This is a genomic window from Halomonas beimenensis, from assembly GCF_002549795.1.
Lineage (GTDB): Bacteria > Pseudomonadota > Gammaproteobacteria > Pseudomonadales > Halomonadaceae > Halomonas > Halomonas beimenensis.
In genome coordinates this window covers 3,485,699-3,512,453 of sequence record NZ_CP021435.1, presented here as the reverse complement: position 1 = coordinate 3,512,453, position 26,755 = coordinate 3,485,699, and the positions used below count along the sequence as shown (strand labels likewise).

Here is a 26,755-nt window from a genome sequence, read left to right as displayed (position 1 = left end):
AACACCCAAGTGGTCTGTCGATGACGGACGACAGCGGATACGCGAGACGTAGCTCGCCAGCATGATTCGCATTGCCCTTTTCGCCTGACGACCATAGCGTGCGGGAACCACCTGATCCCATGCCGAACTCAGCAGTGAAACCGCTCAGCGCCGATGGTAGTGTGGGGCTTCCCCATGCGAGAGTAGGTCATCGTCAGGCATCTATCCCGAGAAGACCCCGGTTGCGACAGCAGCCGGGGTCTTTTCATTTCGGCATCCGCCATGCCATTGAAGCGGGCCCTGACGATGCCAATCGTTCGGTGAAGCGTAAGCGAACGGGCAACACCGCTTGCCGGTAATCAGTCGGTGTGCTGCCAGTTGTGAGGCAGGAGTTCGCTGAGCTGGCTGGCCTTATGTGTCGGCAGCCGTTCCAGCACATCCTTCAGGTAGGCGTAGGGCTCATGGCCGTTCAGCTTGGCGCACTGGATCAGGCTCATGATGGTGGCGGCGCGCTGGCCGCTGCGCAGTGACCCGGCGAACAGCCAGTTGCTGCGGCCCAGCGTCCAGGGGCGAATCAGGTTCTCAACCCGGTTGTTGTCGATCGTCAGCCCGCCGTCGTCGAGGTAGCGTGTCAGCGCCACCCAACGCTTCAGGCTGTAGTCCAGCGCCTTGGCCGTCGCCGAGCCGTTCGGCACCTTCTCGCGGTGAGCCAGCATCCAGCGGTGCAGCGCGTCGGCGATGGGCCTCGCTCGTGTCTCTCGCAGTCGTTGGCGCTCTTCCGCGGTGAGCGTCTGTGCCTCGCGCTCCACCTGGTAGAGCTGGCCGATCAGCTCGATGGCCTGCTTGGCGATCTGGCTCTTGCCGGCCACATGCAGGTCGACGAACTTGCGACGCGCATGGGCCATGCAGCCGATCTCGGTGACGCCGTTGGCGAAGCTCTGCTTGTAGCCGCTGTAGTCGTCGCAGATCAGCTTGCCCCGCCAGTCGCCGAGGAAGTCACGGGCATGCTGCCCGCCGCGACTCTCGCTGAAGTCGTAGACCACCGCCTTCAACCCGGCGTAGGGCGTGGTGGCGTAGGCCCAGAGGTAGGCGCGGTGCGTCTTCTTCTTGCCCGGGGCCAGCATCGGCACCGGGGTCTCGTCGGCATGCAGCACCGGCTCGCTGAGCAGTAGGTCACGTAAGGCATCGATCAGCGGTTGGAGCCGCACGCCGCAGACGCCGACCCATTCGGCGAGGGTGGAGCGCGGAATCGCCACGCCAGCCCGGGCGAAGATCTGCTCCTGACGATAGAGCGGCAGGTGGTCGGCATACTTGGCGATCAGCACCTGGGCCAACAGGCCGGCGGTGGGAATGCCCTTGTCGATGATCTGCGCCGGCATCGGCGCCTGGGTCAGCGTCTCGCACTGGTCGCAGACCCACTTGCCACGGATATGGCGCTCGACGTGGAACACGCCCGGCGTGTAGTCGAGCTTCTCGCTGATTTCCTCGCCGATCCGCCGCAGCTGACAACCACACGCGCAGAGATCATTCTCCGGATCATGGTGAATCTCGGTGCGCGGGAGTTCGGGCGGCAAGGGGGCGCGCTTGGGCGCCTTCTTGGGCGTCGGTGTCGCGGAGGCGAGCTTCAGGTCCTCCAGCTCGGTCTCGATGGCGGCGATGTCGGCATCCACCACCTCGTCCAGCAGGCTGATCTGCAGGACGTTGAGCTGCTCGCTGCGCTTGCCGAAGGCATGGCGCTTGAGCAGCGCCAGTTCGTAGCTCAGCTTCTGATTGACTTGCTCGGTATGCCGCAGCGTTTTCTGACTCTGCGCCAGTGCCTGTTCCTGCTGCTCGACCTGCGACATCAGGGTTGCCGCCAGGTGACGGAGTTGATCGGGAGTGAGCTGGGACAGATCGGGCGGCGTTTTCATCCGCCAAGTATGCCAGCCCGCCGGCGACAGCGGGATTAGCGCATCCGCGAATAGCCGGGCCGCCAAGTCTGTGCCGCTCATCACACGACCGAGATCACCCCGTCGGCACCGAGACGCTGCCAGGGCAGGCCTTGCACCAGCGCCGTCACCTGCTCGGAACACAGCGCGACGCGATCGCCGTGCCAGTTACCGGCCCAGTGGAACTTGCCCTGGTTCAAACGCCGGGCGCACAGCCAGACGCCCAGGCCATCGTGAACCAGCACCTTCATGCGGTTGCCGCGACGGTTGGCAAAGAGATAGGCACAGTGCGGGCGAGCCGCGCCGAACACCTTCACCACCCGAGCCAGCGTCGTATCCGGGCCGGCGCGCATGTCCAGCGGCTCGGTGGCCAGCCAGATCTCGTCGATACGGATCATCCCAGCAGCCCTTTCATCCACTGCGCGCACTGGGCCGCCTCGGCGACCGGCCAACGCACGGTGATCGTGCCATGCGCCGAGGGCACCTCGATCCGGATTGCCGCGGCGGAAGTGGGAGGCGTAGGGGAATCAGCCGTTGCTGCCGGGGCCGGAAGTGGCACGAACTCCGGCACGGTCGGCAGTTGGCTCTGGCGTTTGGCCTTGCGAATCCAGGTCTGGACGAGGTTGGTGTTGAGCCCGTGCTGCAGGGCGATCTGGGCAATCGAGGCGTCGCCCTGTAGGCAGGCCGCGACGATCTTGGCCTTGAACGACGGGGTATAGCGACGGCGACGACGGACCTCGCGTTCGGTGCTTGGGGATGTCATGAATAGGTGCCCATCTATTGTTACGTGGGCACCTACTGTCACCGGCCAAGGCCCTTCGCAGAAGGTGTGTTCAGCGACCGGTTACGGTGAAGCTGAACTCCCACCATGCAAGACCACCATGCCGAGCTTGGCCGTGAAGCGAGTTCACGCGGAGCGGCGATATGCCCAATTTTTCTCCGACCGCCGGGAAACCGGACACCCCAGGGACTGTCCTCAGGGGCAGTACGCGCGCCTGCCCGCCTGTCGCATCCTGCCGACAAGACGGATTGGGCTTTCGGCACTCCCGTTGGCCGCATCGGCGAGGGAAGGCTAGCCTTTGTAGGCATGCAACCGAAAGGACCATCTCAGGAGGAGAGGACATGACACAGCGGGTTCTGCGTCAGTGGGCCATGGCCCTGCTCGTCGGCATGATGGCCATGGGGATGGCCGCCTGCGAGGGAGAAGCGGAGGGACCGGCGGAGGAAGCCGGCGAACAGGTCGACGATGCCATGGAAGACGCCGGTGAAGCCGTGGAGGAGATGGGAGAGGATATCCAGGAATCGGCAGAGGAGTCGGGCTACTAGCCCTGACGGCTCCACAGGCCGTCGGCGGATGGCCGGGCGAATGCCCGGCCTTCGTCGTTCAAGGGGCGTCAGGCGCCGGGATTCTGCTCGATGCCCTGCACATACCAGGGGGCGCCGTCGCGCAGCTCGCGCACCAGGTGCCAGGTCTCGTTGAAGGCGTTCTGTTCCCCGTTCTCGTCGATGATGCCGTGAAAGAGGACGGTGGCCTCGGCTTGGGCACCCACTTCCTGGACGCTGCCCAGCTCCGCGAAAAGGCGCACGATCTCGGTACGGTTGTTCGCGGGGTGCTGGTCGCGCTCCTGACGCAGGAGGTTGTAGAGCTCGGGCGTGACGTAGTCCTGGATCTGCGAGAAGTCGTTGTTGTCCCAGGCCCGCTGCAGGGTCATGAAGTGCTCCTTGGCCCCGCCGAGGAAGCGCTCCCGGTCGAACCAGGCCGGCTCCTGAGCCAGCCCGGCCCCGCCACCGAGAGGATTGGCCTGAAAGGCCTGGGGCCGTGCCTCGGGAGCGGGCTGTTGCGGACCGCCTGCCATGCTCGGTCGACGCCGGGCAAGGAGGCGCATCAGCAGGAAGATCGCGCCGCCGATCAGCAGGATATCGAACAGGCGAAGCTCGTCGAAGGCGCCGCCGAAGAACAGCGAGGCCAGCAGGCCGCCCGCCAGCATGCCCGCGAAGGGGCCGGCGAAGCGGGACAGGCCGCTGGATGGCCTGCGCTGTCCTGCCGCGGTACCGGTGGAGCGAGTCGTGGTGGCACTCGGCGAATCCACGGAGCGGGAATAGCTGCCGACGCTCTTGCCGCCGCCCAGGCGGCGTGCGTCGGCGTGGTCGACGGCCAGGCCGAAGCCCAGCACGCCGACGACGAGCATGACGAGGAGTTGACGCATCGAGGGGTCTCCATGAGGGGGCTGCGGGAGCCCGGGGTCTTTCGAAGCCACCATTCTAGCGGCTAACCTGATCCCTGGCATCGTCATCATGCCTGGAGGAAAACCGATGCGACTCAGACGGGAGAACAGCCTGTTGTTGATCGTCGATCTGCAGGAGCGGCTGTTGCCGGTCATCGACGGCGGCGATCAGGCGGTCGCCGAGGCGGCATGGCTGGGAGGGGTGGCCCAGGCCCTGGAGGTGCCGCTCTGGCTGACCGAGCAATATCCCGCGGGCCTGGGCGGGAGCGATCCGCGTCTGCTCGAGGGGCCGGGAGAGCACCAATGCTGGCAGAAGGTGCACTTCGATGCCCATGCCGAGCCGGCGTTTGCCGAGGCACTGGCCGGCAGCGGCCGGCATCAGGTGGTGTTGTGCGGGGCCGAGGCGCATATCTGCGTGCTGCAGACCGGCCTCGGGCTGCTCGAGGCGGGCTACGAAGTGGCCTGGTTGACGGAAGCGACGGTCAGCCGTCGTGCGGCCGAGGCCGAACTGGCCCGGCGACGCCTGGAGCGTGCCGGGGCCTGGGCGGTGAGCGCCGACATGGTGGCCTACGAGTGGCTGGAGCGCTGTGACGACGCTCGCTTCGAGGACGTTCACCGTCGATTCCTGCGACAGCGGTCGGCTCGCCCTCTGCGATTCTACTAGCGGTCCTGTTCGTCGCGGCAGAACACGAGGGTATCGCCCCGGGACTGGGCCGGATCATAGCGATACCCGGCCACGTCGAAATCCTTGAGTCCTTCGGGAGCGTCCAGGCGCTGGCGGATCATCCAGGCGGCCATCAGGCCGCGGGCCTTCTTGGCATAGAAGCTGATGATCTTGTACTGGCCGTTCTTCTCGTCCTTGAACACCGGCGTGATCACCCGGGCCTGCAGCCGGTTGGCGTCGATGGCCTTGAAGTACTCGTTGGAGGCCAGGTTGACCAGCACCTGGCTGCCACTGTTCGCCACGGCCTGATCCAGGGCGGCGGTCAGGGTGGGCTTCCAGTAGGCGTAAAGGTCCTTGCCGACGGGGTTGGCCAGCTTGGTGCCCATTTCCAGGCGGTATGGCTGGATCAGGTCGAGGGGGCGCAGCAGGCCATAGAGGCCGGACAGGATGCGCAAGTGATCCTGGGCGAAGGCGTTGTCTTCCTCGTCGAACGAGGCTGCTTCCAGCCCCACGTAGACGTCCCCCTGGAACGCCTGGGCCGCGGGCTTGGCGTTGTCCGGGGAGAAGGGGGGCTGCCAATCCGCGAAGCGGGCGGCATTGAGTCCGGCGATCTTGTCGCTGACCCCCATCAGCTCACCGATCTGTTGGGGAGAGAGGTCACGCAGGATCGTGATGAGCTCGCGGCTTCGGTCGAGAAAGTCCGGCTGGGTGTACTGGGGTGTGGTGGCCGGTGTCTCGAAGTCCAGCGTCTTGGCGGGCGAGATCACGCTCAGCATGGGGCGCTCCTGTGCCTGGGGGTTCGGGACGAGTATACCAGCCGTCCGCCGGCCCCGGGGGGGCATGGACCGCCATGCCCGGGGCCGGCTCGAGGCTCAGGGACAGGGGTTGGGAATCCGCCGATGCACGGCTTCGATGGCCTCGAGCACCTCGTCGGAGAGCCGCAGCGCCTCGCTGTCCAGGTTGCTTTCCAACTGCTCCATGGTGGTCGCACCGATGATGTTGCTGGTGAGGAAGGGGCGCGAATTGACGTAGGCCAGTGCCATTCGGGCCGGATCCAGATCATGCTCGCGGGCGATGTCCACGTAGGCACGCACGGCCTCGTCGGCGAGCGGCGTGTCGTAGCGCTGGAAGCGCTCATAGCGCGTCAGTCGTGCGCCCTCCGGCCTGGCGCCGTCGAGGTACTTGCCGGACAGCTTGCCGAAGGCCAGCGGCGAGTAGGCCAGCAGGCCCACGCCCTCGCGGTGGGCGATCTCCGCCAGGCCCACTTCGAAGGTGCGGTTGAGCAGGCTGTAGGGGTTCTGCACCGAGGCGACCCGCGGCAGGCCCAGGGTCTCCGCCAGGTGGAGGGCACGCATCACGCCCCAGGGCGTCTCGTTGGAGAGGCCCACCGCACGGATCTTGCCCGCCTCGACCAGCTCCTGCAGGGCCGAGAGGCTTTCCTCCAGGGGGGTGAGGCTTTCCTCGGGATCCGGAGTGTAGCCCAGGCGACCGAAATAGTTGGCCCGACGGTCGGGCCAGTGGAGCTGGTAGAGATCGATGTAGTCGGTCTGCAGGCGCGACAGGCTGTCGTCGACGGCGCGGTGGAGCTGGTCGCGGGTCAGGCGAGAGCCGCCTCGAATGTGCTCGAGGCCCGGGCCGGTGGCCTTGGTGGCGATGATGACGTCATCCCGGGAGCCGCGGCCCTTGAGCCAGCTGCCGATATAGGCCTCGGTGAGCCCCTGGGTCTCGGGCCGGGCCGGCACCGGGTACATCTCCGCGGCGTCGATGAAGTTGATGCCGAAGGCGACGGCTCGGTCCAATTGCTCATGGGCCTCGGCTTCGGTGTTCTGTTCGCCGAAGGTCATGGTGCCGAGGCACAGCCGGCTGACCTCGAGGCCGGTCTGGCCCAGCGGGCGGGTCTGCATCCGTCACTCCTGGATTGGCGTGGGCGATAGGCATCGCATGTTAGCCTTGGGGGCAGGCAACGTAAACGCCGAGGGGTTGAGTCGCCGCCTGGGCGGGCGTATGCTTGCCCACCCGTTGCCCCGGCGGAGGCCGGCGGGCCGCTCAACCCAGGATCGACGCCGGACACAGGGTGGTGCTCGACGTCATCTTTCGAACCACTGGACGCAAGGTTGTTTGCCATGCAGCAGGCATCGTCACTGTTCACTCGGCTCGAGTACCGTCTGGCGCAGCAATTGTTCCACACCCGTTGGCTGCCCCGCTCGCCGCGCACCCAGCGTCTGACCATGCACCTTTTCCAGCGCTGCGCCGATGCCGGCCACCCCGCGGCCCTGTCGCTCTACGGCCACATGCTCTTCCATCGGGGCATCACCCCCCAGGACAAGGCCCGCGGTGCCCGCTACGTTCTCGAGGCCGCCCAGGGCGGGGACCTTCGGGCCCAGTACCAGGCCGCCCAGATCTATGAGCATGGCTGCGCCCTCTACCCCCGCCGCGACGACCGCGCGGTGACCTGGTATGCCCGGGCCGGCGAGGCGGGCCACCCGCTCGCCGCCGAGCGTCTCGCCCGAGCCTACCGGCAGGGCGAGCTGGGCCTGGAGCAGGATCCCGAGCGCGCCGAGCACTGGCAGGCCCTGGCCGAGCGTCAGGCCGGTCTCGCCGAGTCGCTGGACATGGGCGAAGCCGGGACGCGACACTAGGATGATGGCTGCCTCACGACGAGGCGGAGACACCGGCCGCCAATGAGCGGTGGCTTTCATCATCAAGGACCCACCAGCCCGTGACGCTACCGACACTGCTGGATATCGAAGCGTCCGGATTCGGGCGCGGCAGCTACCCCATCGAGGTCGGCCTGGCCCGCCCGGATGGCAGCACTTGCGCCTTCCTCGTCCAGCCGCTGGCGGAATGGACCCATTGGGACCCCAAGGCGGAGCTTCTGCACGGCATCTCGCGTGGCCGCCTGGAGCGCGAGGGCTACCCGGTGCGCCAGGTTGCCCGCTGGCTCAACGACGAGCTGGCCGAGATCGGCGTGGCCTACAGCGACAGCTGGGGCTACGACAACACCTGGCTGTCGCTGCTCTTCCACCATGCCGGCATGTTGCCGGCCTTCCGCCTCGAGGCCCTGCGCCGCCTGCTCAGCGAGGCCCAGCTGGCCTGCTGGAGCGCCACCAAGGAGGCGATCATCCGCGAGCGGGGCATCCACCGCCACCGCGCGGGGGAGGACGCCCTGCTGCTGCAGCTCACCTATCAGCGCACCCTGACGCAGGCTTAGGCCGTGTCAGAACCGTCGGCGAGCGAAGGCTAGACAAGGCAGACATCAACGAAAAGCCAGAGTTTACGAGCGGTAAATGAGGACTAGGAGTTGATGATTAACGCCGTCTAGCCGAGCGCAGACACTTTTCGGATATTGCCTAGGTCTCTCCGGACACCTCGAGCAGCACCTTGCCGATATTGGCATCGCGCCTCATGTGAGCATGCGCCGCGTCGGCCTCGGCGATCGGCCAGGCACGCTCGATCAAGGGCACGATCTCGCCGTGGGCCAGGCGTGGCCAGACATGTCGGCGCAACTGCGCCAGGATCTCGCCCTTCCCCGCCGGCGGCCGTCCCCGCAGGGTCGAGCCGATCAGTCGCTGGCGCTTCATCAGCAGTCGGCCGAAGTCCAGGGGCGCCTGGCGTCCGCCCATGAAGCCGATCACCACCAGACGGCCGTCGGTGTTGAGCACCCGCTGGTTGTCGGCCAGATAGCTCGCCCCCACGGGGTCGAGGATGACGTCGACAGCGCCCCAGGCCTTGACGGCGTCCACGAAGCTGCCCTGGTGACGGCTCCAGCCTGCCTCGGCTCCCAGTTCGCGACAGGCGGCGAGCTTGTCCTCGCTGCCCACGGTGACGAAACAGGGATGGCCGAAGGCCCGGCACAGCTGTATGGCGGCGGTGCCTACTCCGCTGGCCCCGGCATGCAACAGCACCCGCTCCCCTGGGCTGAGGGCCCCCTCCATGAAGAGGTTGAGCCAGGCGGTAGCGAACGCCTCGGGCAGGGCGGCGCCCTGGCGAAGATCCAGCCCATCGGGCAGTGGCAGCACCTGGCGGGCGTCCACCACCACTTCCTCGGCATAGCCTCCGCCAGCGAGCAGGGCGCAGACCCGCTGGCCGGGGGGGAGCTCGGTGATGCCCTCGCCGGCCTCGATCACCGTGCCGCTGACCTCGAGACCCAGGATCGGCGAGGCGCCGTGGGGCGGAGGGTAGTGGCCGGCACGCTGCATCAGGTCGGCCCGATTGACCCCGGCCCAGGCGACCCGCAGGCGGACCTCGCCGGGGCCGGGGGCGGCGTGGGCGGGGGTCTCGCCCCAGGCGAGGCGGTCGGCATCGTGGTGAATGGCTAGCATGCTGTCGCTCCTCGATGGTGGGGGAAGTCGGCGACCGTCGTCGTGATCGATCGTCGCGGGGCGGCCGCAGGATACGGAGATCCCGCCGTTACCGTCGAGCGGCGTCCAGGCGGGCCTCGAGCGCCTCGATCAGCGCTTCCGGAGAGGTGGCATCGATCAGGTTCGCGCGGGTACGGGGATCCAGGAAGCCGTGGTCGACGGTGGCGTCGAGGAAGGCCAGCAGCGGGGCATAGAAGCCATCGGCATCGAGGACCCCGATGGGCTTGTCGTGCAGCCCCAGGTACTGCCAGGTCCAGGCTTCGAAGAGCTCTTCCAGCGTGCCGATGCCGCCGGGCAGGGCGATGAAGGCATCGCTGTGGGCGGCCATGCTGGCCTTGCGCTCATGCATGTTGCGCACTCGAATGAGCCTCGTCAGGCCATGGTGAGCCTGCTCGCGCTCCACCAGGTGATCGGGCATCACCCCGGTGACCTCGCCGCCGGCGGCCATCACGCTGTCGGCGAGCGCGCCCATCATGCCCACCCGGGCGCCGCCATAGACCAGGGAGTGGCCGCGCCGCGCCAGGGTGGCGCCCAGTGCCCGGGCCGCGGCGAGAAAACCCGGGTCGCGGCCTTCCCGCGAGCCCAGGTAGACGCAGAATCTCGACATGGTGTCCTCCTTGATGAGCCTTCTAGGTTAGCAGTCTGCCAGGCGTCGACGAACGGGGTGCGGGGCCGGGGTGACCCGGCCAGGACGCCGGCTCGCCGAACGATGGCACGAAAAAAAGGCGCCGGATGGCGCCCTTCGCTGTGAAAGCCGAGCGAGACTCAGCGCGCGCGGGAGGCGTCGCGCTTCATGGCCTGGCGCAGCAGGGCGATGCCGCCGACGCTGATGCCGATCAGGCTGGCGATCAGGGCAAGGCTGGCGATCACGTGGGCGTCGAGGTACATGGGGATCTCCTGTTGTGGTGTCGTCGGGGAGGGGGAGTCGTTCAGGGCAGGCCGTCGATGACGCCGTATTCGGCATCGAGCCACTGGCCGATGACGTTGTCGCCGCACAGGTGGTGGGCGTACTGGGTGTGGAGGCAGCGCACCTGGTCCCAGTTGGCGATGCCGCCGATGCCGCGTTCGCGCAGCACCTCGCCATAGCCGCGGCGATCGACCTCGTCACGCTGGGCCGGCGTCATGCATCGCCAGCGGGTGGCCACATAGTCCTCATGGCTGCGGTGATAGGCGGCCAGGAAGTCCGGATCCTCCCTCAGGCGGGCCTCGAGCGTCTTGATGACGCCGGCGGCCTCGATGCGGGAGAGCTCGATCTTGAGCCGCTCGGAACTCAGCCAGTAGAGGGTCGGGAAGGGCTTGCCATCGACGATGGGCGCCATGCGCAGAACCAGGGGCGTACCCTCGCCGTCGGTGGCGGCCAGCGCCTCGATGCCGCGGGGTGCGCGGCCGAGCTGCTCGGCGATGATGGCGAGCTGTCGCTCGTCAGGCATCGTGTCGGGGCGGATCACCATCGTCGGGGTCGTCTCGTATGAACTTGTTGGAGCGTCCTACGGCCCGGAAGAAGGTCCGGTTGAGCTGCTCGGGGGTGGGGACATAGTCCCAGTGCCGTTCGCAGTACTCGCCGGCGCGTGCCATCAGGACGTCATAGAGGCGGTTGAAGGGCGCATCATAATCGTAAGGGTCGGCTCCGAACAAGCGGATGTGGGGAAAGTCCGCGAAGCGTTCCAGGAAGAAGCGTTCCAGGTCGGCCTCCACGGCGCGGTGGCGGGCGACGTTGTCGGGGTCGAGCCAGAGGTCGTAGCGAATGGCCATCGGCGGCTCCCTCGGGTGGGCGGGCTCGGCGGGGCCGAGGCAGTATCTCTGGGACCGCGCCGGGCCCGGTTCGGCTCCCTGCACCCTCAGCGGCGAGCCAGGGGGGCGAAGCGGGCGGACAGCAGCCGGGCGAGATCGGCGGGGGCGAGCTCGAGTTCCAGTCCCCGGCGACCGCCGCTGACGTGAAGGCGGGACAGGCTCTCGGCGTCGGTATCGATGAAGGTCCTCAGGCGCTTCTTCTGGCCCAGGGGGCTGATGCCTCCCACCACATAGCCGGTGGCCCGCTCGGCCTCGGCCGGCTCGGCCATGGTGGCCTTGCGGGCCCCGGCCGCGCGGGCCAGGGCCTTGAGGTCGAGCTGGGCCGAGACGGGGACGATCGCCACCACCAGGCCGCCATCGTCGAGCTTCGCCAGCAGGGTCTTGAAGACCCGGTCGGGATCGAGGCCCAGGGCCTCCGCGGCCTCCTCGCCATAGGCGGGACGGCGCGGGTCGTGCTCGTAGCTGGCCACCGAGAAGGTCACGCCGGCCTTCTCCAGGGCCCTCACGGCCGGCGTCATGCGTCAGCGGCCTCCGTCTCCTGCAGGTGGGCCGCGAGGGCCTCGCGAAGCTCGCCGGCGATGGGGACCGCACGCTTGGCCTGGTGATCGTAGTGAACCAGGACGGTATGGCCGAGGTTGGCGAGCACGCCGTTCTGCCGGGCCTCCTGGGTCACGGTGAAGGAACTGTTGCCCAGCCGCGTCAGGTAGGTGCGGATCTCGATGTCGGCGCCGTAGAAGAGTTCGGCGCGGTAGTCGATCTCCATGCGGGCCATGATCAACCGCCAGCGTCCCGGGTCCAGGTCCGGCGTGAAGAGCTTGAACAGGTCGTTGCGGGCCAGCTCGAACCAGGCCGGCAGGCGGGTGTTGTTGACGTGCCCCAGGGCGTCGGTGTCGTAGAAGGCGGGCTCGATGGTGCGGGTGAACATGCGGGCTCCTCGTCGGACGATAGCCGGAATGGCCGGCCCATCAGCATTACTCCCGAGCAAGCGCTCGGTCAAGTTCAAGTCGCCGTGGCACGGAGGGCCTGCCACCAGGCCAGGCCGCGGGTCCAGGCGACGAGCCAGGCGGTGGCCGCCGCGAAGCCGATCAGGGTGCCCCAGGCCAGGCCCAGGGTGTCGTAGGTCAGGGAGACGCTCAGCGCATAGCACAGCAGCGAGCCGAGTCCGGCGGGGTAGTGCTTGATCACCGTGGCCACGGGCGCGGCGCCATGCGTCAGGTGGAGGATCACCAGGAAGGGGTACATGGTCACCGGGAAGGCGGCCATGACCCCGGCCCAGGCCGAGGGCAGCACATGGGCCAGGCCGGTGATCAGGAAGATGATACCGGCGGCCAGCCCGGCCCGGAGTGCCAGGGCGCCCCAGGAGAAGCCGCCCTTGGGCTGGGCGGCGATGTCCGGCACTCGGCGATAGAGCCGAATGAACACGGCGATCGCCACCAGGGTGGTCAGCGTACCGGTCAGGCGCGTGAAGTCGACCCGAGTCAGCAGCGCGCTCACGATCAGCCAGGCGACCAGGCCGGCCGCGGTGCCGGCGAGCACCCCCGGGAGCCCATCGCGGCGGGCCCCCAGGAGATAGCCGCCGCCGAGAGCGAGCGTGGCGGAGAAGCCGGCCAGGGTGTGCACGGCGCCTTCGGCGGCGAAGGCCGGGGAGATCTCCAGGCCGATGAAGAACAGGGCGATCGCCGTGCCCAGCGGATAGCCGGACAGCAGGCCGGCCACCCGGGTGCTGAGCCGCTCGGCGATCACCGAGAGTCCGAGCACGACCCCGATCGAGACCAGGAGCTTGGCGAGCTGCCAACTCAACGGAACGTCCATGCCGGTTCCCTTATCCTTGAGAGGAATGTCTGTCGTCGAGGCGCTCATGGCCCCTCATGATCTGTCGCCACCGCCACGCCCCGAACGGTGCGAGCTCTGCGGGCGGGCCGCGCCGCTCACCAAGCATCACCTGATCCCCCGCGCCCTGCATGGCAAGGCGCGTTACCGGCGGCGCTTCGACCGGGCAGAGCGCCTCACGGCGATCCTCTGGCTTTGCCACCCCTGTCACAAGCAGGTGCACGCGGTGCTGGGCGAGCGCGAGCTGGCCGAGCACTATCGTAGCCGCGAGGCCCTGATGGCGCACCCGTCGATCCGGTCCTTCGTGGAATGGCTGGCCACCAAGCCCGCCGGGTTCCGTCCCAAGCGGCCCCCCCGGCGGCGCTAGCGTCCGGGCCTACACCAGGCGCAGGCCCTGGCGGTCGGTCCAGGCCGCCTTCAGGGCGGCGTCCAGGGGCTCGCGAAGGTGGTCGGGCAGCGCCTCGGCGGCGGCCTCGAAGGTCGCCGGCTCACGGTTGCGCAGCCAGCAATAGGCCCAGGCGCAAGCCTCCGCGTCATCGGCGGGGACCGGTCGGGCGGGCATCTGGACCAGCAGGAAGACGGCGGTGCGCCCGGCCCAGAGCGGGACGTCGTCGCCGTGGCCGGGGCATGCCCAGTGCTGCAGGGTCGTCCCGCTGGGCGTGGCGTCGGGCTCGCCCAGCTTGGCGACCCGGGCGGTCTCGGTCAGGATCAGGGCCAGGCGATCCGCATCGCCACGCCCCAGGTCCAGCCAGCGGGCGATCACCGCCGGGAGGCCGTGGCGTACCTTGGCATAGAAGCCGCTTTGCGGCATGGTTTCGTTCATTCGTCATGACCTTTCGGAACAGGGAAAGCCGATGAGCTTCGATTTTGCCACGCCCGTGGAGCGTCGCCACCCGTCGGGGGGCGACTGGCCCTCCCAGAAATGGCATCACTACGGGGAAGACGTGCTGCCGCTGTGGGTGGCGGACATGGATTTCCGTTCGCCGTCGGCGGTGATCGAGGCCCTGCACGAGCGGGTCGAGCACGGCGTCTACGGCTATGGGCTCGTGCCCGACAGCCTCAGGCAAGCGCTTTGCGACTGGAGCGCCGAGCACTATGGCTGGACCATCGATCCCGGCTGGCAGTTGTGGCTGCCGGGCGTGGTGCCCGCGCTGCACATGGCGAGCCTGGCTCTGACCGAGCCGGGAGAGGGCGTGCTCACCGTGACCCCCATCTATCCGCCCTTCCTCCAGGTGGCCGAACGCACCGGCCGGCTCCCCCAGCAGGCCGCCATGCGCCCCCCCGAGCAGACCGGAGGCGACTGGCGCCTGGACCTGGAGGCCCTGGAGGCGGCCATCACCCCGGAGACCCGGCTGCTGCTGTGGTGCCAGCCCCACAATCCCACCGGCCGGGTATGGCGTGCCCAGGAGCTCGATGGCCTGGCCGCACTGGTCGAGCGCCATGATCTCATCGTGGTCTCCGACGAGCTGCACTGCGATCTGCTGCTCGACGAGGGCGCTCGCCACATCCCCCTGGCGGCGGCCTATCCGGCGCTCGCCGAGCGCATCCTGACGCTCTGGGCCCCGTCCAAGACCTTCAACCTCGCCGGCCTGACCACCGCCTGCGCGGTGATTCCCAATCCCGAGATGCGCCGCCGCTATGCCGCCCTGGCCAAGGGGCTTCAACCGGATGCCAATGTCCTCGGACTGGTGGCGGCGGAAGCCGCCTATCGTCACGGCGACCCCTGGCGCCAGGCGTTGCTCGAGACCCTCCGCGGTCACCGCCGGCGGCTGGTCGAACGGGTGGCCACCTGGCCAGGGGTGTCGATGGCCCCTCCGGCGTCGACCTACCTGGCGTGGCTGGACCTGCGCGAGGCGCCGGCGCTCGAGGAGACGGACAAGTCCCCCCAGCGGGCGTTGCTGGAGTGGAGCGGGGTGGCCCTGTCGGACGGGGCCGCCTTCGGCTGGCCGGGCTTCGTGCGGCTCAACTTCGGCACCACCGCCGCTCAGCTCGAGGAGGCCCTGTGCCGCCTGGACGGCGTCCTCGGGCGGTGAGGCACGAACCGACGCGGCCGCCTCGAGGGCGGCCGTGTCGGGACACTCAGTAGAGCTGAGCGAAGAGCTTGCGGCGGTAGGTCACCGTCAGGGGATGATCGGCGCCCAGGGCGTCGAAGACCCGCAGCAGGGTCTTGCGGGCGGCATCGTCGCCATAGGTGCGATCCTGCTTCATCAACGCCAGCAGCGCCTCCAGGCCGGCCTCGTACTGGCCGTCGGCCACCTGGCGAAGGGCGCGCCGATACTTGGCCTCGCTGTCATCGCGGCCTTCCAGGGCGGCGAGCTCTTCGGCGGTCGGCGCCTCCTCGCCGAACTCGATGCTGGCGCGCACTCCCCGGGCCGCCGGTGCATCGCGTTCCTCCGGCGGCAGGCCGTCCAGCAGGGCGCGAGCCTCGGCGGCCTCGCCGGCGGCTACCAGGGTGCGGGCCAGTTCCACCTGGTAGGGGGCGTGGTCCGGCCACTGCTGGACGAGCTCCTCGTAGATCCGGCGGGCGGTGGCGATATCGCCGGTCTCCAGGGCGGCGGCGGCCTCCTCCTCGGGGCTCATCTGTGCCGCCTCGGGGGCCGGGAAGTACTGGCCCAGCCACTCCCGGATCTGCTTCTCCGGCAGGGCCCCCTGGAACTGGTCCACCAGGCCGCCCTGGCTGATCAGCTTGACGTCCGGCACCGAGCGAACCCCCAGCTGTCCCGCGATATCCTGGTTGTCGTCGATGTTGAGCTTGGCCAGGAGGAAGGCGCCGTTGTATTCCTGGGTGAGCTTCTCCAGCACCGGCATCAGGTTCTTGCAGGGCTCGCACCAGGGTGCCCAGCAGTCGAGCAGCACCGGGACCTGCATGGAGGTCTCGAGCAACTGCTGAATGTTGCTGCGGTCGACGTCGATGATCAGGTCGTCGCGGGACTGTTCCGCGCCCTGGGCTGCGGCGGCTGTCGTTTCGGCGTTGCTGTCGGAGGTGAGCGGTTCACCGGTACGGGGATCCACGATCGGCATGATGGTCTGGCCTTGGATGAGGATGAGTTTGCAGATGAGATGCGGGTGATGAGGGAGAGATTCAAGGGGTGAGGCTCAGGGATGGGGCGTGAGGGAACCGACGACCGTCGTCGGCCCATGAAAAAAGCCGACGCCATGCAGGCATCGGCTTTTCCTGAAACTTGGTAGCGGGAGCCGCCGGGGTTGAAGCGAGAGGGAACCGACGACCGTCGTCGGCCCATGAAAAAAGCCGACACCCGGAGGTATCGGCTTCTCTCTGATGTTTGGTAGCGGGGCCGCCGGGGTTGAGGCGAGAGGGAACCGACGACCGTCGTCGGCCCATGAAAAAAGCCGACGCCATGCAGGCATCGGCTTTTCCTGAAACTTGGTAGCGGGAGCCGCCGGGGTTGAGGCGAGAGGGAACCGACGACCGTCGTCGGCCCATGAAAAAAGCCGACACTCGGAGGTATCGGCTTTTTTCTGATGTTTGGTAGCGGGGGCCGGATTTGAACCGACGACCTTCGGGTTATGAGCCCGACGAGCTACCAGACTGCTCCACCCCGCATCGATGTGGGCACATTATACATGGGAAGTGACGTGGGTCAACAGAGGCTTTTCGACACTCGAGTTGTCCGCGCCCCCTGGTCCATACTCGGCTTGAGCTGTCACGAGAATGACAGCCTGGGCGACCATACTGTCGCCGAGGGACGGGGCCGCCGGCCCTGTCATCGGTCGTCAACCATCAGGGAGAGTATTAATGACAACATCCACTGCCGTAGCCTGGGTGACCGGAGGAACCGGAGGCATCGGGAGCGCCATCTGCCGCGCCCTGGCCGATGCCGGCTATCAGGTAGTCGCTGGGTACCACAACCCCGAGAAGGCCAAGGCCTGGCTCGAGCAACAGAAGGCGGATGGTTACGACAACATCGCGCTGTCCGGCGTCGACCTCTCCGACTACGATGCCTGCATGGCGGGGGCGAAGGAGATCCATGACACCCATGGTCCCATCAGTGTGCTGGTCAACTGCGCCGGCATCACCCGAGATGGCACCCTCAAGAAGATGACCTCGGAGCAGTGGAGCGAGGTCATCGACACCAACCTCAACAGCGTCTTCAACACCTGCCGCAGCGTGATCGAGGACATGCTCGAGCAGAGCCATGGACGCATCATCAACATTTCCTCGATCAACGGCCGCAAGGGCCAGTTCGGTCAGGTGAACTACGCCGCGGCCAAGGCGGGCATGCATGGCCTGACCATGTCCCTGGCACAGGAGACCGCCACCAAGGGCATCACGGTCAACACGGTGTCGCCGGGCTATATCGCCACCGACATGATCATGAAGATTCCCGAGAAGGTCCGTGAGGCGATCCGGGAGACCATCCCGGTCAAGCGTTACGGGACGCCGGAGGAGATCGCTCGCCTGGTGGTCTTCCTCGCCGACAAGGAATCCGGTTTCATCACCGGGGCCAACATCGACATCAACGGCGGGCAGTTCATGGGCGGATAAGCGTTCCTGCCCGGCACACGGCCACGAGGAGAATCGACGGCGCGAGGCTTGGGCCTCGCGCCGTCGCGTTGGGCTCAGGGGGGCGGGAGCTGGGTCAGGCTCTCCAGGCTGCGGTCGAGTTCGGCGACCTCGCGCTCCCACAGAGAGGGCGGAAGCGGTCCCGTGGCCAGCAGCTCGCCGAGCACGCCGTGCAGCTCCTCGGCGCGGGAGGGGGGGCGTCCCAGGTTCTCGTTGAGACGCTCCACCTGGATCGCCAGGCGCAGCGGGTCGTCTCGGTGGTTGACCGGGTCGCCGGCCAGCACGGAGAGGTGGACGCGCAGCCTCGCCAGGCGTTCCTCGACCTCCTCGGCCGGAGGCGGGGCGGCTCGCGCCGCGTTGCGCCGATCATGGGCCTGCCGGAGGGTCTCGGGCAGCGACAGCCCGTCGGGAAGGGGGACGACCCGTGCCTCCCCTTGGGCGAGGCGGTTCGCATCGGCCTCCAGGTGGGCATCGAGCAGCGGGCGAACGTGACGCCAGCGCTGGACCTCCTCCATCAGCGCCAGCCGCTCCAGGCGCTCTCGCCGGGCTCGCACGATTCCGGACCAGCGCCGACGCATGCCCTCGCTGCGCCGGCCAGAGGGCAGGGGCTCCAGGGTCGAGGCCTCCTGGATGGCCGCCTCCAGCTGGGCTTCCTCACTGCTGTGGGCCGGCTGCCAGGCATCCAGGCGGTCGATGAGTGCCTGCATGGCATCCAGCCGTGCCCGGGCGCGCTGGGCCTGGTCGCTGCGGGCGGCATCCCGGCGCGCGAAGATGTCGTCGCACAGATGGCGGAATTCCCGCCACAGGGTCTGCTCCACGCCCTTGGGCGCTCGGCCCAGCTCGCGCCAGCGACGCTGCAAGGCCTTGGCCTGCTCTGCCTGTCGGGCCGGGGCGAGGTCCTCGCGGTCGCGCAACTCCCGGGCCGATTCCACCAGTCGACGCTTGGCCTCGGCGATCTCGGCGGCGCGGCGCTCGATCAATGCCTGAAGGTCGTGGCGAATCCGGCCGAAGCGTCGCCCGATCGCCTCCGCCTCCTGCCTCGGCACGGGCGACAAGTGGCGCCACTGCTGGCGGGCCCGGTCCCGGATTTCGCGCAGGGCATCGGGGTCGGACTCGGCGGCGGGCTGGGCCAGCAGAGTGTCGAGCTGATCGCACAGGGCTTCTCGCGCCGCGAGATTGTGGCGGCGTTCCCGGTCCCGACGGGCCCGCCAATCGCCGAGCCGCTCATGGATCCGATCCGAGGCCGCCCGAAAGGTCGCGGATTGCTCCCGGTTGGCCGCCGCGTCGCCGAGGTCCCGCCACTCCTTGACCAGCTGGCGATGGCGCCGATCCAGTTCGGCGTCGGTGAGCCCGGTGTCTTCCGCCAGCGCCTGGATGGCCTCGCATAGCTGGTCGCGCTTGGGCCCGGCGACGAAGCCGCGCCAGTCGCGGAGCTGCGCCAGGCGGGCCCCGAGCCGCTTGAGCCGGGAGCGCTGCGTCCCCGCGTGCTCCGCGGGCAGCCCCTCCAGCTGCTGGCGCAGGCGCTGGTGGAGCCGGCTCGCCCCCTTGAAGGCCCCGCTCTCGAGCAGTCGCTCCAGTCGATCGAGGTCCTCGGAGAAACGCGACAGCCGCACGTCCAGGGGCGCCTCGTCGGCCGGCTGGGCGGCCAGCTGCCGGCGAGCGCGCTGCAGCAGTGCCGCCGGGGGCAGGTCCTCGGGCCAGCCGCAGGCCTCGACGAGGGAGGCAAGGCGGTCGCGATCGCCGTCCTTCAGGGCCTGCTCGATGGCATCGGCCCGCTCGTCGAGGCGGACCCGAGCCTGGACGATGTGTTCGTAACCGGCGAGGGCGGCATCGTAGCGCCGGCGAAGCCCGGCATCGGCGAGGTGATGCTCGGAGAGGGCCTGCCAGCGGTTGGCCAGCAGCTGCTTCTGGGCGCGCAGGCTGGCGATGTCCTGGTCGGCCAGTTGCTCGCCGTGTCGCAGGCCCTCGAGGCTTTCCTCCAGGGACTCGACCAGGGCTTGTCGGGCCTGGTCGGCGTCCTCCCGGCGACGCTCGGCGGCGTCCTGGGCATGCTCGTGGGCCTCATGGTCGCTGATGACCTTGCGGCATCGCTGGCAGGCGTCCTGGTAGCGCCGCTCCTGCTCGGCATCCGCCAGGTCCTCCATGGCGTTCCATTCGCGCATCAGGTGACGGAAGCGGCCGCCGTACAAGGGTTCCCAGGTCGCCTGGGCGTGGGCCGCGAGCCGCTCGAGCAGGGTCTCCCGCCGGGCCCTGGCCGCCGCCAGGGAGGCCGCGTCGGCGCGCCGGCGATTGAGGCGTTCCCGTGCCTGGCGGGCGACCTGCCGGTCCCGGCGGGCCTCCTGGACCAGGCGCTGCAGTCCGGTCTCGCTCTCGACCCGCGCGGCGGCGGCATGGCGTACCGCCGCGATGCCGTTCTCGCAGGCCTGACGGATCAGGGTCGCCTCGTCGGAGAGGCGGGCCAGGGCGGCCAGGCGCAGTTGCTGGTTGTCCCCTTCCAGGGCGATGCGTTCGGCGAGCTCGCCATCGTCGAGCGATTCGACCAGGGCGATGCGTCGAGGCAGTTCCGGCCCGCCGTCCCGACCGCACAGCAGGACGGCGAGGCGGTCGCGCAGTTCGGGGGAGTCGCCGCCTTCCCGGCGCAGGTCGAGCAGCCGCTCGGGGTCCGAGAGAAGCGCCAGGGCGGCTCGGCGCACCGCGGCGTCGGTATCGACGGCGAGCCGCTCGATCAGGCGGCGCTGGTTCGGCTGCAGCGGGTCGAGGCGGCCGATGGCCTGGCGGCGCACCGCGGGATCCGGGTGCTGCCAGCGGGGGGCGAACAGGCGACGAAGGAGTCCTGGCATGAGGGGTCCTGGAATGGGTCGACATCCGTCGCGGTCCTGCCGATCGCGGCGACGGGGATCATGGACTTATCTAAGCATGCGACGTGCCGGCAGAAAAGTGGGCTTCGAGCCGACTGTAGCCGTCATGAGACACTGACAAGGCAGGCCGGCCTGCCTTATGATCGGTTGCGGGATCGAGATCGCTCGCTTAGCTTGGGAGCAGGCCCTCGACCATCACCCGACGTGGAGTTCGGCAATGAGTCTCAAAGTGGACAGGGACGGCATGGCATTCACCTTCAAGGGCGGCATGCTGCCGATGACGGTCATGGAACTGAACAGTGCCGATCCCGAGCGTATCCGCGAGCAACTCGCCGGCAAGCTCAGCCAGTCCCCCGCCTTCTTCCAGCACACCCCCGTGGTGCTCAACGTCGAGCGCCTCGACGAGCCGCACCTGGCCCTCGAGCGGATCTGCGCGGTCTGCCGGGGGCACAAGCTGTTGCCCGTGGCAGTGCGCGGCGGGGCGGATCCGGTCAAGCAATCGGCCTGGGCCCTGGGCCTGGGCTGGTTCCCGCCCCAGGAGGCCTCGCGGCCCCGCTCCCTGGAGGGCGTCCCCGCTCCCCAGGCCGAGGCGGCCGACCCCGCGCTCGACGAGGCGGAGGGGGAGCCCGCCCCGGCGGCGGCCGGCACCGGGGGTCGGATCTACCGGGGCACGGTACGTTCCGGCCAGCAGGTCACCGCGCCGGAAGGCGACCTGGTCGTGGTGGGAGCGGTGAATGCCGGGGCCGAGGTGCTCGCCGCGGGAAGCGTGCATGTCTACGGCGCATTGCGCGGGCGGGCCCTGGCCGGCATCCACGGCAATCCCGAGGCCGGCATCTTCTGCCGCGAGCTGCGCGCCGAGCTGCTCTCGGTGGCGGGCAACTACAAGCGCCTCGAGGACATCGACCCGCGACTGCTGGGAACCGCCGTCCAGGTCCGCCTGGAAGACGATCAACTGGGCATTACCGCCCTGGAGTGACGCGCGGACTCGATCCGGCGGCCTGACCCGGTCCTGCCGCCTTTTCCATCACACGACAGACAGGATGTGACACTTGGCCAAGATCATCGTTGTGACCTCCGGCAAGGGTGGGGTCGGAAAGACAACCAGTGCTGCCGCCATCGCCACCGGCCTGGCGCTGCGTGGCCAGAAGACCGCGGTCATCGATTTCGACGTGGGCCTGCGGAACCTCGATCTGATCATGGGGTGCGAGCGCCGCGTGGTCTACGACCTGGTCAACGTCATCCAGGGCGAGGCCGGCCTGAATCAGGCGCTGATCCGCGACAAGCGGGTCGACAACCTGCACATCCTTCCCGCCTCCCAGACCCGGGACAAGGATGCCCTCACCCTGGAAGGGGTGGAGACCGTCCTCAATACCCTGAACAAGGATTTCGATTACATCGTCTGCGACTCCCCGGCGGGGATCGAGCGCGGGGCCCAGCTGGCGATGTACTTCGCCGACGAGGCCATCGTGGTGACCAACCCGGAGGTCTCGTCGGTACGTGACTCCGATCGTATCCTGGGGTTGCTGGCCTCCAAGACGCGCCGGGCCGAGCGGGGAGAGGATCCCGTCAGGGAGCACCTGCTGATCACCCGCTACAACCCGAACCGGGTCGACAGCGGCGACATGCTCAACCTCGAGGACATCCAGGAGATCCTGGCCATCGACCTGGTCGGCCTGATCCCCGAGTCCGAGGCGGTCCTGCGGGCCTCCAACCACGGTATCCCGGTGACCCATGACGAGGCCAGCGATGCCGGCCAGGCCTATGCCGACACCGTGGCCCGCCTGCTGGGCGAGGACGTCCCGTTGCGCTTCCACGAGTACCAGAAGAAGGGGCTGTTGAGCCGCATGTTCGGAGGAGGTCGTCGGTGAAGCTACTCGAATTCCTGAAGCGCGAGCGCAAGAAGTCCGCCTCGGTCGCCAAGGAGAGGCTGCAGATCATCGTGGCGCATCAGCGCAGCCAGCGCGGCCAGCCGGATTACATGCCGATGCTCGAGAAGGAGCTGCTCGAGGTGATCCGCCGCTACGTCCAGGTCGATGACGATGCCATCAACATCAGCCTGGACAGCGAGGACAACTGCTCCGTGCTGGAGCTCAACGTCACCCTGCCGAAGGCGTGAGGCGGCGGCTGAGCCGTCGCCGGGCCTGTGCTAGGCTTGGGGGCCATTTCCCCATGCCTGCTCGGAGAGCTCGCCCATGGCGCAGTCGCAAGCCGCCCCCTTGACCTTCCTCTGGCACGACTACGAGACCTTCGGTGCCGACCCGCGTCGGGACCGGCCTTCCCAGTTCGCCGCCATTCGCACCGATGCCGAGTTCAACGAGATCGGCGAGCCCCTGGAACTCTTCTGCAAGCCCGCCGACGACTATCTGCCGCATCCGCAGGCCTGCCTGATCACCGGCATCACCCCTCAGCAGGCGCGTCGCCGTGGCCTTCCCGAGGCGGAGTTCGCCGGTCGCGTCATGGCGGCGATGAGCGAGCCCGGCACCTGCGCCCTGGGCTATAACAGCCTGCGTTTCGACGACGAGGTCAGCCGCCACCTCTTCTACCGTAACCTGCTCGACCCCTATGCCCGGGAGTGGCAGAACGGCAACTCGCGCTGGGACCTGATCGACGTGGTGCGGGCCTTTCATGCCCTGCGCCCGGACGGCATCGAGTGGCCGACCCGGGAGGACGGCACGCCGAGCTTCCGCCTCGAGGACCTTACCGCCGCCAACGGTATCGAGCATGCCGGGGCTCACGACGCCCTGGCCGACGTGCGGGCGACCATCGCCCTGGCTCGACTGCTGCGCGACCGCAACCCCAAGTTGTTCGACTACCTGCTGGGCCTTCGCGGCAAGCGCCAGGTGGCTCGCCAACTGGACGTGCCCGGGCGAAAGCCGATGCTGCACATCTCGCGGCGCTATCCGGCGAGCCGCGGATGCAGCGCCCTGGTGATGCCGCTGGCCGAGCATCCCACCAACCCCAACGGGGTCATCGTCTATGACCTCTCGGTGGATCCCGAGCCATTGCTGTCCCTGACCCCCGAGCAGATCCGCGAGCGGGTCTTCGTCAGCAACGACGACCTGGCCGAGGGGGAGACGCGGATCCCGCTCAAGGTCATCCACATCAACAAGTGTCCGGTGGTGTTGCCGCCCAGCGCGCTGAAGGACACCGCCGGGCCCCGTCAGGGAGAGTATGGCGAGCTCGTCGCACGGCTGTCGCTGGACATGGACGCCTGCCGCCGGCACTGGAAGACCCTGGCCGAGCATCCCGAGGTGGTGGCCCGCGTCGGCGAGGCCTTCGCCGCCCCGCCCCCGGGGCCGCCCCGGGACCCCGACCTGATGCTGTACTCCGGGGGGTTCTTCTCGCCGTCGGATCGCCAGCAGATGGAGCGGGTCCGGGCCGCGGATCCCTGGGACCTGGTGGACGCCCGCTTCGCCTTCCAGGATCCTCGCCTGGAGGAGATGGTGTTCCGCTACCGGGCGCGCAGCTACCCGGATACCCTGACCGGCGAGGAGCAGGCCCGCTGGGAAGCCTTCCGCTGGGAGCGCATCAACGACCCGGCCATCGCCGGCTTCGCGCTGAAGGACTTCGCCCGGGAGATCGAGCGCCTGAACCAGTCGCCGCTCGGCGACCGGGAGCGCCAGATCCTCGAGGAGCTGGTGATGCATGTGGAGGCCATCATGCCGCCCCAGGCCTTCGGCTGACTCCTGCTCCCCAACGACGGCGCCCGGCCAGTTCAACTGGCCGGGCGCCGTCGTTCCGGCTCAGCTTTCGCCGTCGGGAAGCGGCGGTAGCTCGGCCTTGAGCGCCATGACGTCGCTGGCGTCATCGCCCGGGTCATGGGTGATGTGCACCACGCCGCCGTCGACCAGGCGGGGCCAGATCTCGCGCAGCGTGTCTGGCGTGACCGCCAGGACCCGTTCGGCCAGCCGCTCGCGCCGGTCGAAGCCGGTATCGTCCATGGCCAGGGCACGCCACAGGCGGTTGGTGCGCTCGGCGAGGCCGGTATCGCGGGTGAGCAGGTCGTCATGGACGGCCTGGCGATAGGGCGCGAGATCGCGCTCCTCGAGAGCCTCGAGGCGTTCGGCGAAGTCGCCCAGGAAGGCGTCGATGCGCGCCTGGATGGTGGCGCTGTCGGTGCTCGGGGACTGGACCAGCAGGCCGATACCCGGGGCGTCCAGCAATGGCCGGTAGCCGGCGTTGACCACGTAGCCCAGCTGCTCCTCGGTGCGCAGCCGCTGGTAGAAGGGCGTCTCCAGCAGCCTGCCGAGGACCGCGAGACGGGCCTGATTCGCCAGGGACCGGTCCGGTCCCTGCAGGTAGCGCATGACAAGGAACTCGTCCCGCGAGGTGTCCGGCGTCAGGGCCGGCAGGCCGGCTTCGGCCTGAAGCGGCGTCAAGTCGGGGATGGCTGCCGCGGGAAGCCGCGGAGCCAGGGCCTCGGCCACCGTTCGGGCCTCGCGGGTGGCGGCCTCGACGGTCTGGTTGCCCACCGCCATGGCCTCCAGGTGAAGCTCGGCGAGGAAGGACTCGCGGAACGCCTTCAGGGTGGCCGCATCGAGGTCGCGGCTCGCCGCGAGCAGCGCTTCGGTGGGCCACTGCGGGCGGATCAGGGTCTCGGCCAGGGTGCGATCGGCCTGCCGGTAGAGGGCGTCCTGGGGCGCGTTGCGCCACTCCCGGTGCAGCCGGTGGCGTACCCGGGCGACGTCGGCGTCCTCGATCTCGCCCTCGCGCAGCTGCTCGAGGACGCGGTCGATCAGCAGCCCCTGGCGATCCCGCCAGCCGGAGAACGACAGGGTGATGCCCCGGGCGTGGGCATAGGCCTCGAAGCGGTGGCCGGCCAGCCGTGCCGGGTAGAGGGCCTCGTTGAGGCTGTCCTGGAGCCAGCCGGCCAGCAGCCGGGCCAGCGCCGCCTGGCGGGCATCGCGGCCGGCGGCCGGGTGCTGGAGACTGAAGCGCCACTCGACTCGGGGCGTATCGAAGCTGGCGTCGCGCATCTGCCAGAAGTCGAAGGCCGGCGTGTCGATGCGTCGTACCGGAGCCTCGTCCTGACCGTCCAGCAGGGTCAGGTCCCCGGCGATGTAGGGGTTCGGCAGCGGCAGCGACAGGCCGGCCAGGGGTTCCGCGTCGCCGGCGTCCGGGGACACCGGCGTCCACGGCACGTCGAACCAGGGCGTGGTGCGCTCGCCGGTCACCTCGGGGCCGCTGTACAGGCGCAACATGTTGTCCGGGCGCAGGGCCGCCAGCCAGGTGTCGATGCGCTCGGCATCGAAGCCGTCCATGCGATAGAGCGCATAGCTGACGTCCTCGACCGGATAGCGGGACAGGTTGGTGGCCAGGCGCATGGCCTCCCGCATCGGGGCGCCGTGCTGCTGGAAGCGGAACTCCTGCTCGGCGAGGCGGGCCTGCTCGTCGTAGCGCCAGGGTTCGAGCCCTTGGCGGCGGATCAGATCGATGGCGGCGAACAGGCTGGCCTGGATGCGGTCGAGTTGGTCGGCGCCCGCCGGTGTCAGGCTGATATCCACGCTGAGCAGCGCGTGCCTGCCGTCGCTGCGGTCCAGGCCGGCGGACAGGCCGTCGGCCCAGCCGGCCTCGCGCAGCGCCTGCAGCAGGCTGCCTTCCCCCTCGTGGCCGAGCAGGTTGGCCAGGTAGGTGACCGGCTTGAGCCGGTAGGCCTGGAGCGGATCGGGGACCGGGAAGTAGAAGGTCAGCCGGCGGCTGTCGCGCAGCGAGCGATGCTCCGCGGCGGCGGGCAGCCGGGCGTGGTCGGCCAGCGGTACCGTGATCTCCGGGCGGGTCAGGCCGCGATCGGGCACCGCGGCGAAGTCCTCGGTGATCAGCGCCTCGAGCTCGTCGAGGGGCTGGGGAGCCACCACGGCGAGATGCATCACGTTGGCGTCGTAGTGCCGCTCGTAGAAGTCGATCACGCGTTCGCGCAGTCCCGGCTCCCCCTCGGGCCGGTCGGCCAGGGTGTCCCGACTGCCCACCGAGAAGTCGTTGGCCGGATGCTCGGGGTTGAGCAACTGGTCGAGGACATCGTGGTGGCGACGGGCCGCATCGCGCTTGCGCGCCATGTACTCCGAGTGCACCACCTGGCGCTCGCTCTCGAGTCGGTCGGCGTTGAACAGCGGATCGATGAAGAAGCGGCTGAAGCGATCCAGGGCGCCGGCCAGGGCGTCGGGCTCCACCGAGAAGAAGTAGTTGGTGTCCTGAGTGGCGGTGTAGGCGTTGTGCTGGCCGCCATGCCGGGACAGGTAGCCCTGGTACGCATCGGCGGCGGGGTAGGGCTCGGTGCCCAGGAACAGCATGTGCTCCAGGAAGTGCGCCAGCCCGGCCAGGTCGGCCGGATCCTGGGCGCTGCCCACGTCCACGTTGAGCGAGGCGGCGGCCTTGTCGGCCTCGGGGTCGCTGACCAGCAGGGCGGTGAGGCCGTTGTCCAGGGTCAGCACCCGAAAGTCCCGGTCGTCCGCGGGGCTGACGTGGGGGACGGCCTGCATCGCCACTCCGGCCTCTGGGGTGGCGGTCGTCGCCTGGGCGAGTCCGGCGGCGGGCAGCAGCGGGCCCGCGACCACGGCCAGGCGGGCGACCGGGAAAAGGCAGGCGTCTCGAATCATG

At 68.9% G+C, this 26,755-nt stretch carries 29 protein-coding genes, 1 tRNA gene and 1 rRNA gene; 12 read left to right on the top strand and 19 right to left on the bottom strand.

All coding sequences use genetic code 11. The features are described from left to right. The first annotated feature begins 83 nt into the window (after window positions 1-83). A 5S ribosomal RNA gene (gene rrf, locus BEI_RS16330) occupies window positions 84-199 on the top strand. 139 nt (window positions 200-338) lie between these two features. On the opposite strand, the gene tnpC is transcribed toward rrf, so the two are convergent. The 3 genes from tnpC to tnpA form a co-directional block, all read right to left on the bottom strand. Then, window positions 339-1,889 (bottom strand): IS66 family transposase, encoded by a 1,551-nt coding sequence (gene tnpC, locus BEI_RS16325; RefSeq protein WP_097788509.1) that lies wholly within the window; start codon window positions 1,887-1,889, stop codon window positions 339-341. A gap of 80 nt (window positions 1,890-1,969) precedes the next feature. Next, complete coding sequence (tnpB, locus tag BEI_RS16320; RefSeq protein WP_097788508.1) at window positions 1,970-2,305, bottom strand: IS66 family insertion sequence element accessory protein TnpB; 336 nt, start codon at window positions 2,303-2,305, stop codon at window positions 1,970-1,972. Beyond that, complete coding sequence (gene tnpA / locus BEI_RS16315) at window positions 2,302-2,670, bottom strand: IS66-like element accessory protein TnpA (protein WP_097788507.1); 369 nt, start codon at window positions 2,668-2,670, stop codon at window positions 2,302-2,304. Before tnpA ends, tnpB begins: the two co-directional genes overlap by 4 nt. 359 nt (window positions 2,671-3,029) lie before the next feature. Between tnpA and BEI_RS16310 the strand changes: the two genes are divergently transcribed. Next, a complete protein-coding gene (locus tag BEI_RS16310; RefSeq protein ID WP_097790511.1) occupies window positions 3,030-3,233 on the top strand; it encodes a hypothetical protein in 204 nt (67 codons plus the stop codon). A gap of 68 nt (window positions 3,234-3,301) precedes the next feature. Here BEI_RS16310 and BEI_RS16305 read toward each other — a convergent pair whose 3' ends face one another. Next, window positions 3,302-4,114: a Tim44 domain-containing protein gene (locus BEI_RS16305; protein ID WP_097790510.1), complete on the bottom strand. Its 813-nt coding sequence runs from the start codon at window positions 4,112-4,114 to the stop codon at window positions 3,302-3,304. Between the two features lie 106 nt (window positions 4,115-4,220). Here BEI_RS16305 and BEI_RS16300 point away from each other — a divergent pair, with 106 nt between their 5' ends. Beyond that, window positions 4,221-4,796, top strand: coding sequence for an isochorismatase family protein (locus tag BEI_RS16300; RefSeq protein WP_097790509.1), 576 nt, complete (start codon window positions 4,221-4,223; stop codon window positions 4,794-4,796). On the opposite strand, the gene yaaA is transcribed toward BEI_RS16300, so the two are convergent. Beyond that, on the bottom strand, window positions 4,793-5,572 hold the full coding sequence (gene yaaA, locus BEI_RS16295) for a peroxide stress protein YaaA (RefSeq protein ID WP_097790508.1): 780 nt from the start codon (window positions 5,570-5,572) through the stop codon (window positions 4,793-4,795). The two genes, BEI_RS16300 and yaaA, sit on opposite strands and share 4 nt — an antisense overlap. Before the next feature lie 96 nt (window positions 5,573-5,668). Continuing rightward, window positions 5,669-6,700, bottom strand: coding sequence for an NADP(H)-dependent aldo-keto reductase (locus BEI_RS16290; RefSeq protein ID WP_097790507.1), 1,032 nt, complete (start codon window positions 6,698-6,700; stop codon window positions 5,669-5,671). A 219-nt stretch (window positions 6,701-6,919) separates the two neighbouring features. On the opposite strand from BEI_RS16290, the gene BEI_RS16285 reads away from it, so the two are divergent. Next, on the top strand, window positions 6,920-7,435 hold the full coding sequence (locus BEI_RS16285; RefSeq protein ID WP_097790506.1) for a tetratricopeptide repeat protein: 516 nt from the start codon (window positions 6,920-6,922) through the stop codon (window positions 7,433-7,435). A gap of 80 nt (window positions 7,436-7,515) precedes the next feature. Beyond that, on the top strand, window positions 7,516-8,007 hold the full coding sequence (locus BEI_RS16280) for a hypothetical protein (RefSeq protein ID WP_097790505.1): 492 nt from the start codon (window positions 7,516-7,518) through the stop codon (window positions 8,005-8,007). A 139-nt stretch (window positions 8,008-8,146) separates the two neighbouring features. On the opposite strand, the gene BEI_RS16275 is transcribed toward BEI_RS16280, so the two are convergent. The 8 genes from BEI_RS16275 to BEI_RS16245 form a co-directional block, all read right to left on the bottom strand. Next, window positions 8,147-9,118: an NAD(P)H-quinone oxidoreductase gene (locus BEI_RS16275; RefSeq protein WP_097790504.1), complete on the bottom strand. Its 972-nt coding sequence runs from the start codon at window positions 9,116-9,118 to the stop codon at window positions 8,147-8,149. Window positions 9,119-9,206: 88 nt separating this feature from the next. Further along, window positions 9,207-9,764, bottom strand: a complete 558-nt coding sequence (locus BEI_RS16270; RefSeq protein ID WP_097790503.1) for an LOG family protein — start codon at window positions 9,762-9,764, stop codon at window positions 9,207-9,209. Window positions 9,765-9,922: 158 nt separating this feature from the next. Further along, on the bottom strand, window positions 9,923-10,045 hold the full coding sequence (locus tag BEI_RS19415) for a hypothetical protein (RefSeq protein WP_265331674.1): 123 nt from the start codon (window positions 10,043-10,045) through the stop codon (window positions 9,923-9,925). A 41-nt stretch (window positions 10,046-10,086) separates the two neighbouring features. Continuing rightward, the gene (locus BEI_RS16265) at window positions 10,087-10,608 is read right to left on the bottom strand and encodes a DUF501 domain-containing protein (protein WP_097790502.1); all 522 of its coding nucleotides are present in this window, start codon (window positions 10,606-10,608) and stop codon (window positions 10,087-10,089) included. Beyond that, window positions 10,580-10,909, bottom strand: coding sequence for a hypothetical protein (locus BEI_RS16260; RefSeq protein WP_097790501.1), 330 nt, complete (start codon window positions 10,907-10,909; stop codon window positions 10,580-10,582). The genes BEI_RS16265 and BEI_RS16260 overlap by 29 nt, the downstream gene beginning before the upstream one ends. Window positions 10,910-10,995: 86 nt before the next feature. Continuing rightward, a complete protein-coding gene (gene ybaK / locus BEI_RS16255; RefSeq protein ID WP_097790500.1) occupies window positions 10,996-11,466 on the bottom strand; it encodes a Cys-tRNA(Pro) deacylase in 471 nt (156 codons plus the stop codon). After that, entirely contained in the window at window positions 11,463-11,873 is a 411-nt protein-coding gene (locus BEI_RS16250; RefSeq protein WP_097790499.1) for an acyl-CoA thioesterase, read from the bottom strand. The genes ybaK and BEI_RS16250 overlap by 4 nt, the downstream gene beginning before the upstream one ends. Before the next feature lie 74 nt (window positions 11,874-11,947). Then, window positions 11,948-12,760, bottom strand: a complete 813-nt coding sequence (locus BEI_RS16245; protein WP_097790498.1) for a hypothetical protein — start codon at window positions 12,758-12,760, stop codon at window positions 11,948-11,950. 46 nt (window positions 12,761-12,806) lie between these two features. Between BEI_RS16245 and BEI_RS16240 the strand changes: the two genes are divergently transcribed. Next, on the top strand, window positions 12,807-13,145 hold the full coding sequence (locus BEI_RS16240) for a hypothetical protein (RefSeq protein WP_097790497.1): 339 nt from the start codon (window positions 12,807-12,809) through the stop codon (window positions 13,143-13,145). 9 nt (window positions 13,146-13,154) lie between these two features. Here the strand turns inward: BEI_RS16240 and BEI_RS16235 are convergent, their stop codons facing one another. After that, a complete protein-coding gene (locus tag BEI_RS16235; protein WP_097791131.1) occupies window positions 13,155-13,589 on the bottom strand; it encodes a hypothetical protein in 435 nt (144 codons plus the stop codon). Window positions 13,590-13,632: 43 nt separating this feature from the next. Between BEI_RS16235 and BEI_RS16230 the strand changes: the two genes are divergently transcribed. Beyond that, complete coding sequence (locus BEI_RS16230) at window positions 13,633-14,811, top strand: MalY/PatB family protein (protein ID WP_097790496.1); 1,179 nt, start codon at window positions 13,633-13,635, stop codon at window positions 14,809-14,811. Between the two features lie 46 nt (window positions 14,812-14,857). Here BEI_RS16230 and BEI_RS16225 read toward each other — a convergent pair whose 3' ends face one another. Both BEI_RS16225 and BEI_RS16220 read right to left on the bottom strand, forming a co-directional pair. After that, the gene (locus BEI_RS16225; RefSeq protein ID WP_097790495.1) at window positions 14,858-15,799 is read right to left on the bottom strand and encodes a tetratricopeptide repeat protein; all 942 of its coding nucleotides are present in this window, start codon (window positions 15,797-15,799) and stop codon (window positions 14,858-14,860) included. Between the two features lie 467 nt (window positions 15,800-16,266). Beyond that, window positions 16,267-16,343 (bottom strand) — tRNA-Met (locus BEI_RS16220). 192 nt (window positions 16,344-16,535) lie between these two features. Between BEI_RS16220 and phbB the strand changes: the two genes are divergently transcribed. Then, the gene (phbB, locus tag BEI_RS16215) at window positions 16,536-17,285 is read left to right on the top strand and encodes an acetoacetyl-CoA reductase (RefSeq protein WP_097790494.1); all 750 of its coding nucleotides are present in this window, start codon (window positions 16,536-16,538) and stop codon (window positions 17,283-17,285) included. 74 nt (window positions 17,286-17,359) lie between these two features. Here the strand turns inward: phbB and BEI_RS16210 are convergent, their stop codons facing one another. Further along, window positions 17,360-20,143: a DUF349 domain-containing protein gene (locus BEI_RS16210; protein WP_097790493.1), complete on the bottom strand. Its 2,784-nt coding sequence runs from the start codon at window positions 20,141-20,143 to the stop codon at window positions 17,360-17,362. A gap of 235 nt (window positions 20,144-20,378) precedes the next feature. Here BEI_RS16210 and minC point away from each other — a divergent pair, with 235 nt between their 5' ends. The 4 genes from minC (at window position 20,379) to sbcB (ending at window position 23,844) form a co-directional block, all read left to right on the top strand. Continuing rightward, window positions 20,379-21,137, top strand: a complete 759-nt coding sequence (gene minC / locus BEI_RS16205) for a septum site-determining protein MinC (protein WP_097790492.1) — start codon at window positions 20,379-20,381, stop codon at window positions 21,135-21,137. A 73-nt stretch (window positions 21,138-21,210) separates the two neighbouring features. Further along, complete coding sequence (minD, locus tag BEI_RS16200; protein ID WP_097790491.1) at window positions 21,211-22,029, top strand: septum site-determining protein MinD; 819 nt, start codon at window positions 21,211-21,213, stop codon at window positions 22,027-22,029. Then, window positions 22,026-22,277 (top strand): cell division topological specificity factor MinE, encoded by a 252-nt coding sequence (gene minE / locus BEI_RS16195; protein WP_097790490.1) that lies wholly within the window; start codon window positions 22,026-22,028, stop codon window positions 22,275-22,277. Before minD ends, minE begins: the two co-directional genes overlap by 4 nt. A gap of 76 nt (window positions 22,278-22,353) precedes the next feature. After that, entirely contained in the window at window positions 22,354-23,844 is a 1,491-nt protein-coding gene (gene sbcB, locus BEI_RS16190) for an exodeoxyribonuclease I (RefSeq protein ID WP_097790489.1), read from the top strand. Between the two features lie 60 nt (window positions 23,845-23,904). Here sbcB and BEI_RS16185 read toward each other — a convergent pair whose 3' ends face one another. Next, on the bottom strand, window positions 23,905-26,754 hold the full coding sequence (locus tag BEI_RS16185) for an insulinase family protein (protein WP_097790488.1): 2,850 nt from the start codon (window positions 26,752-26,754) through the stop codon (window positions 23,905-23,907). Window position 26,755: the final 1 nt, after the last annotated feature.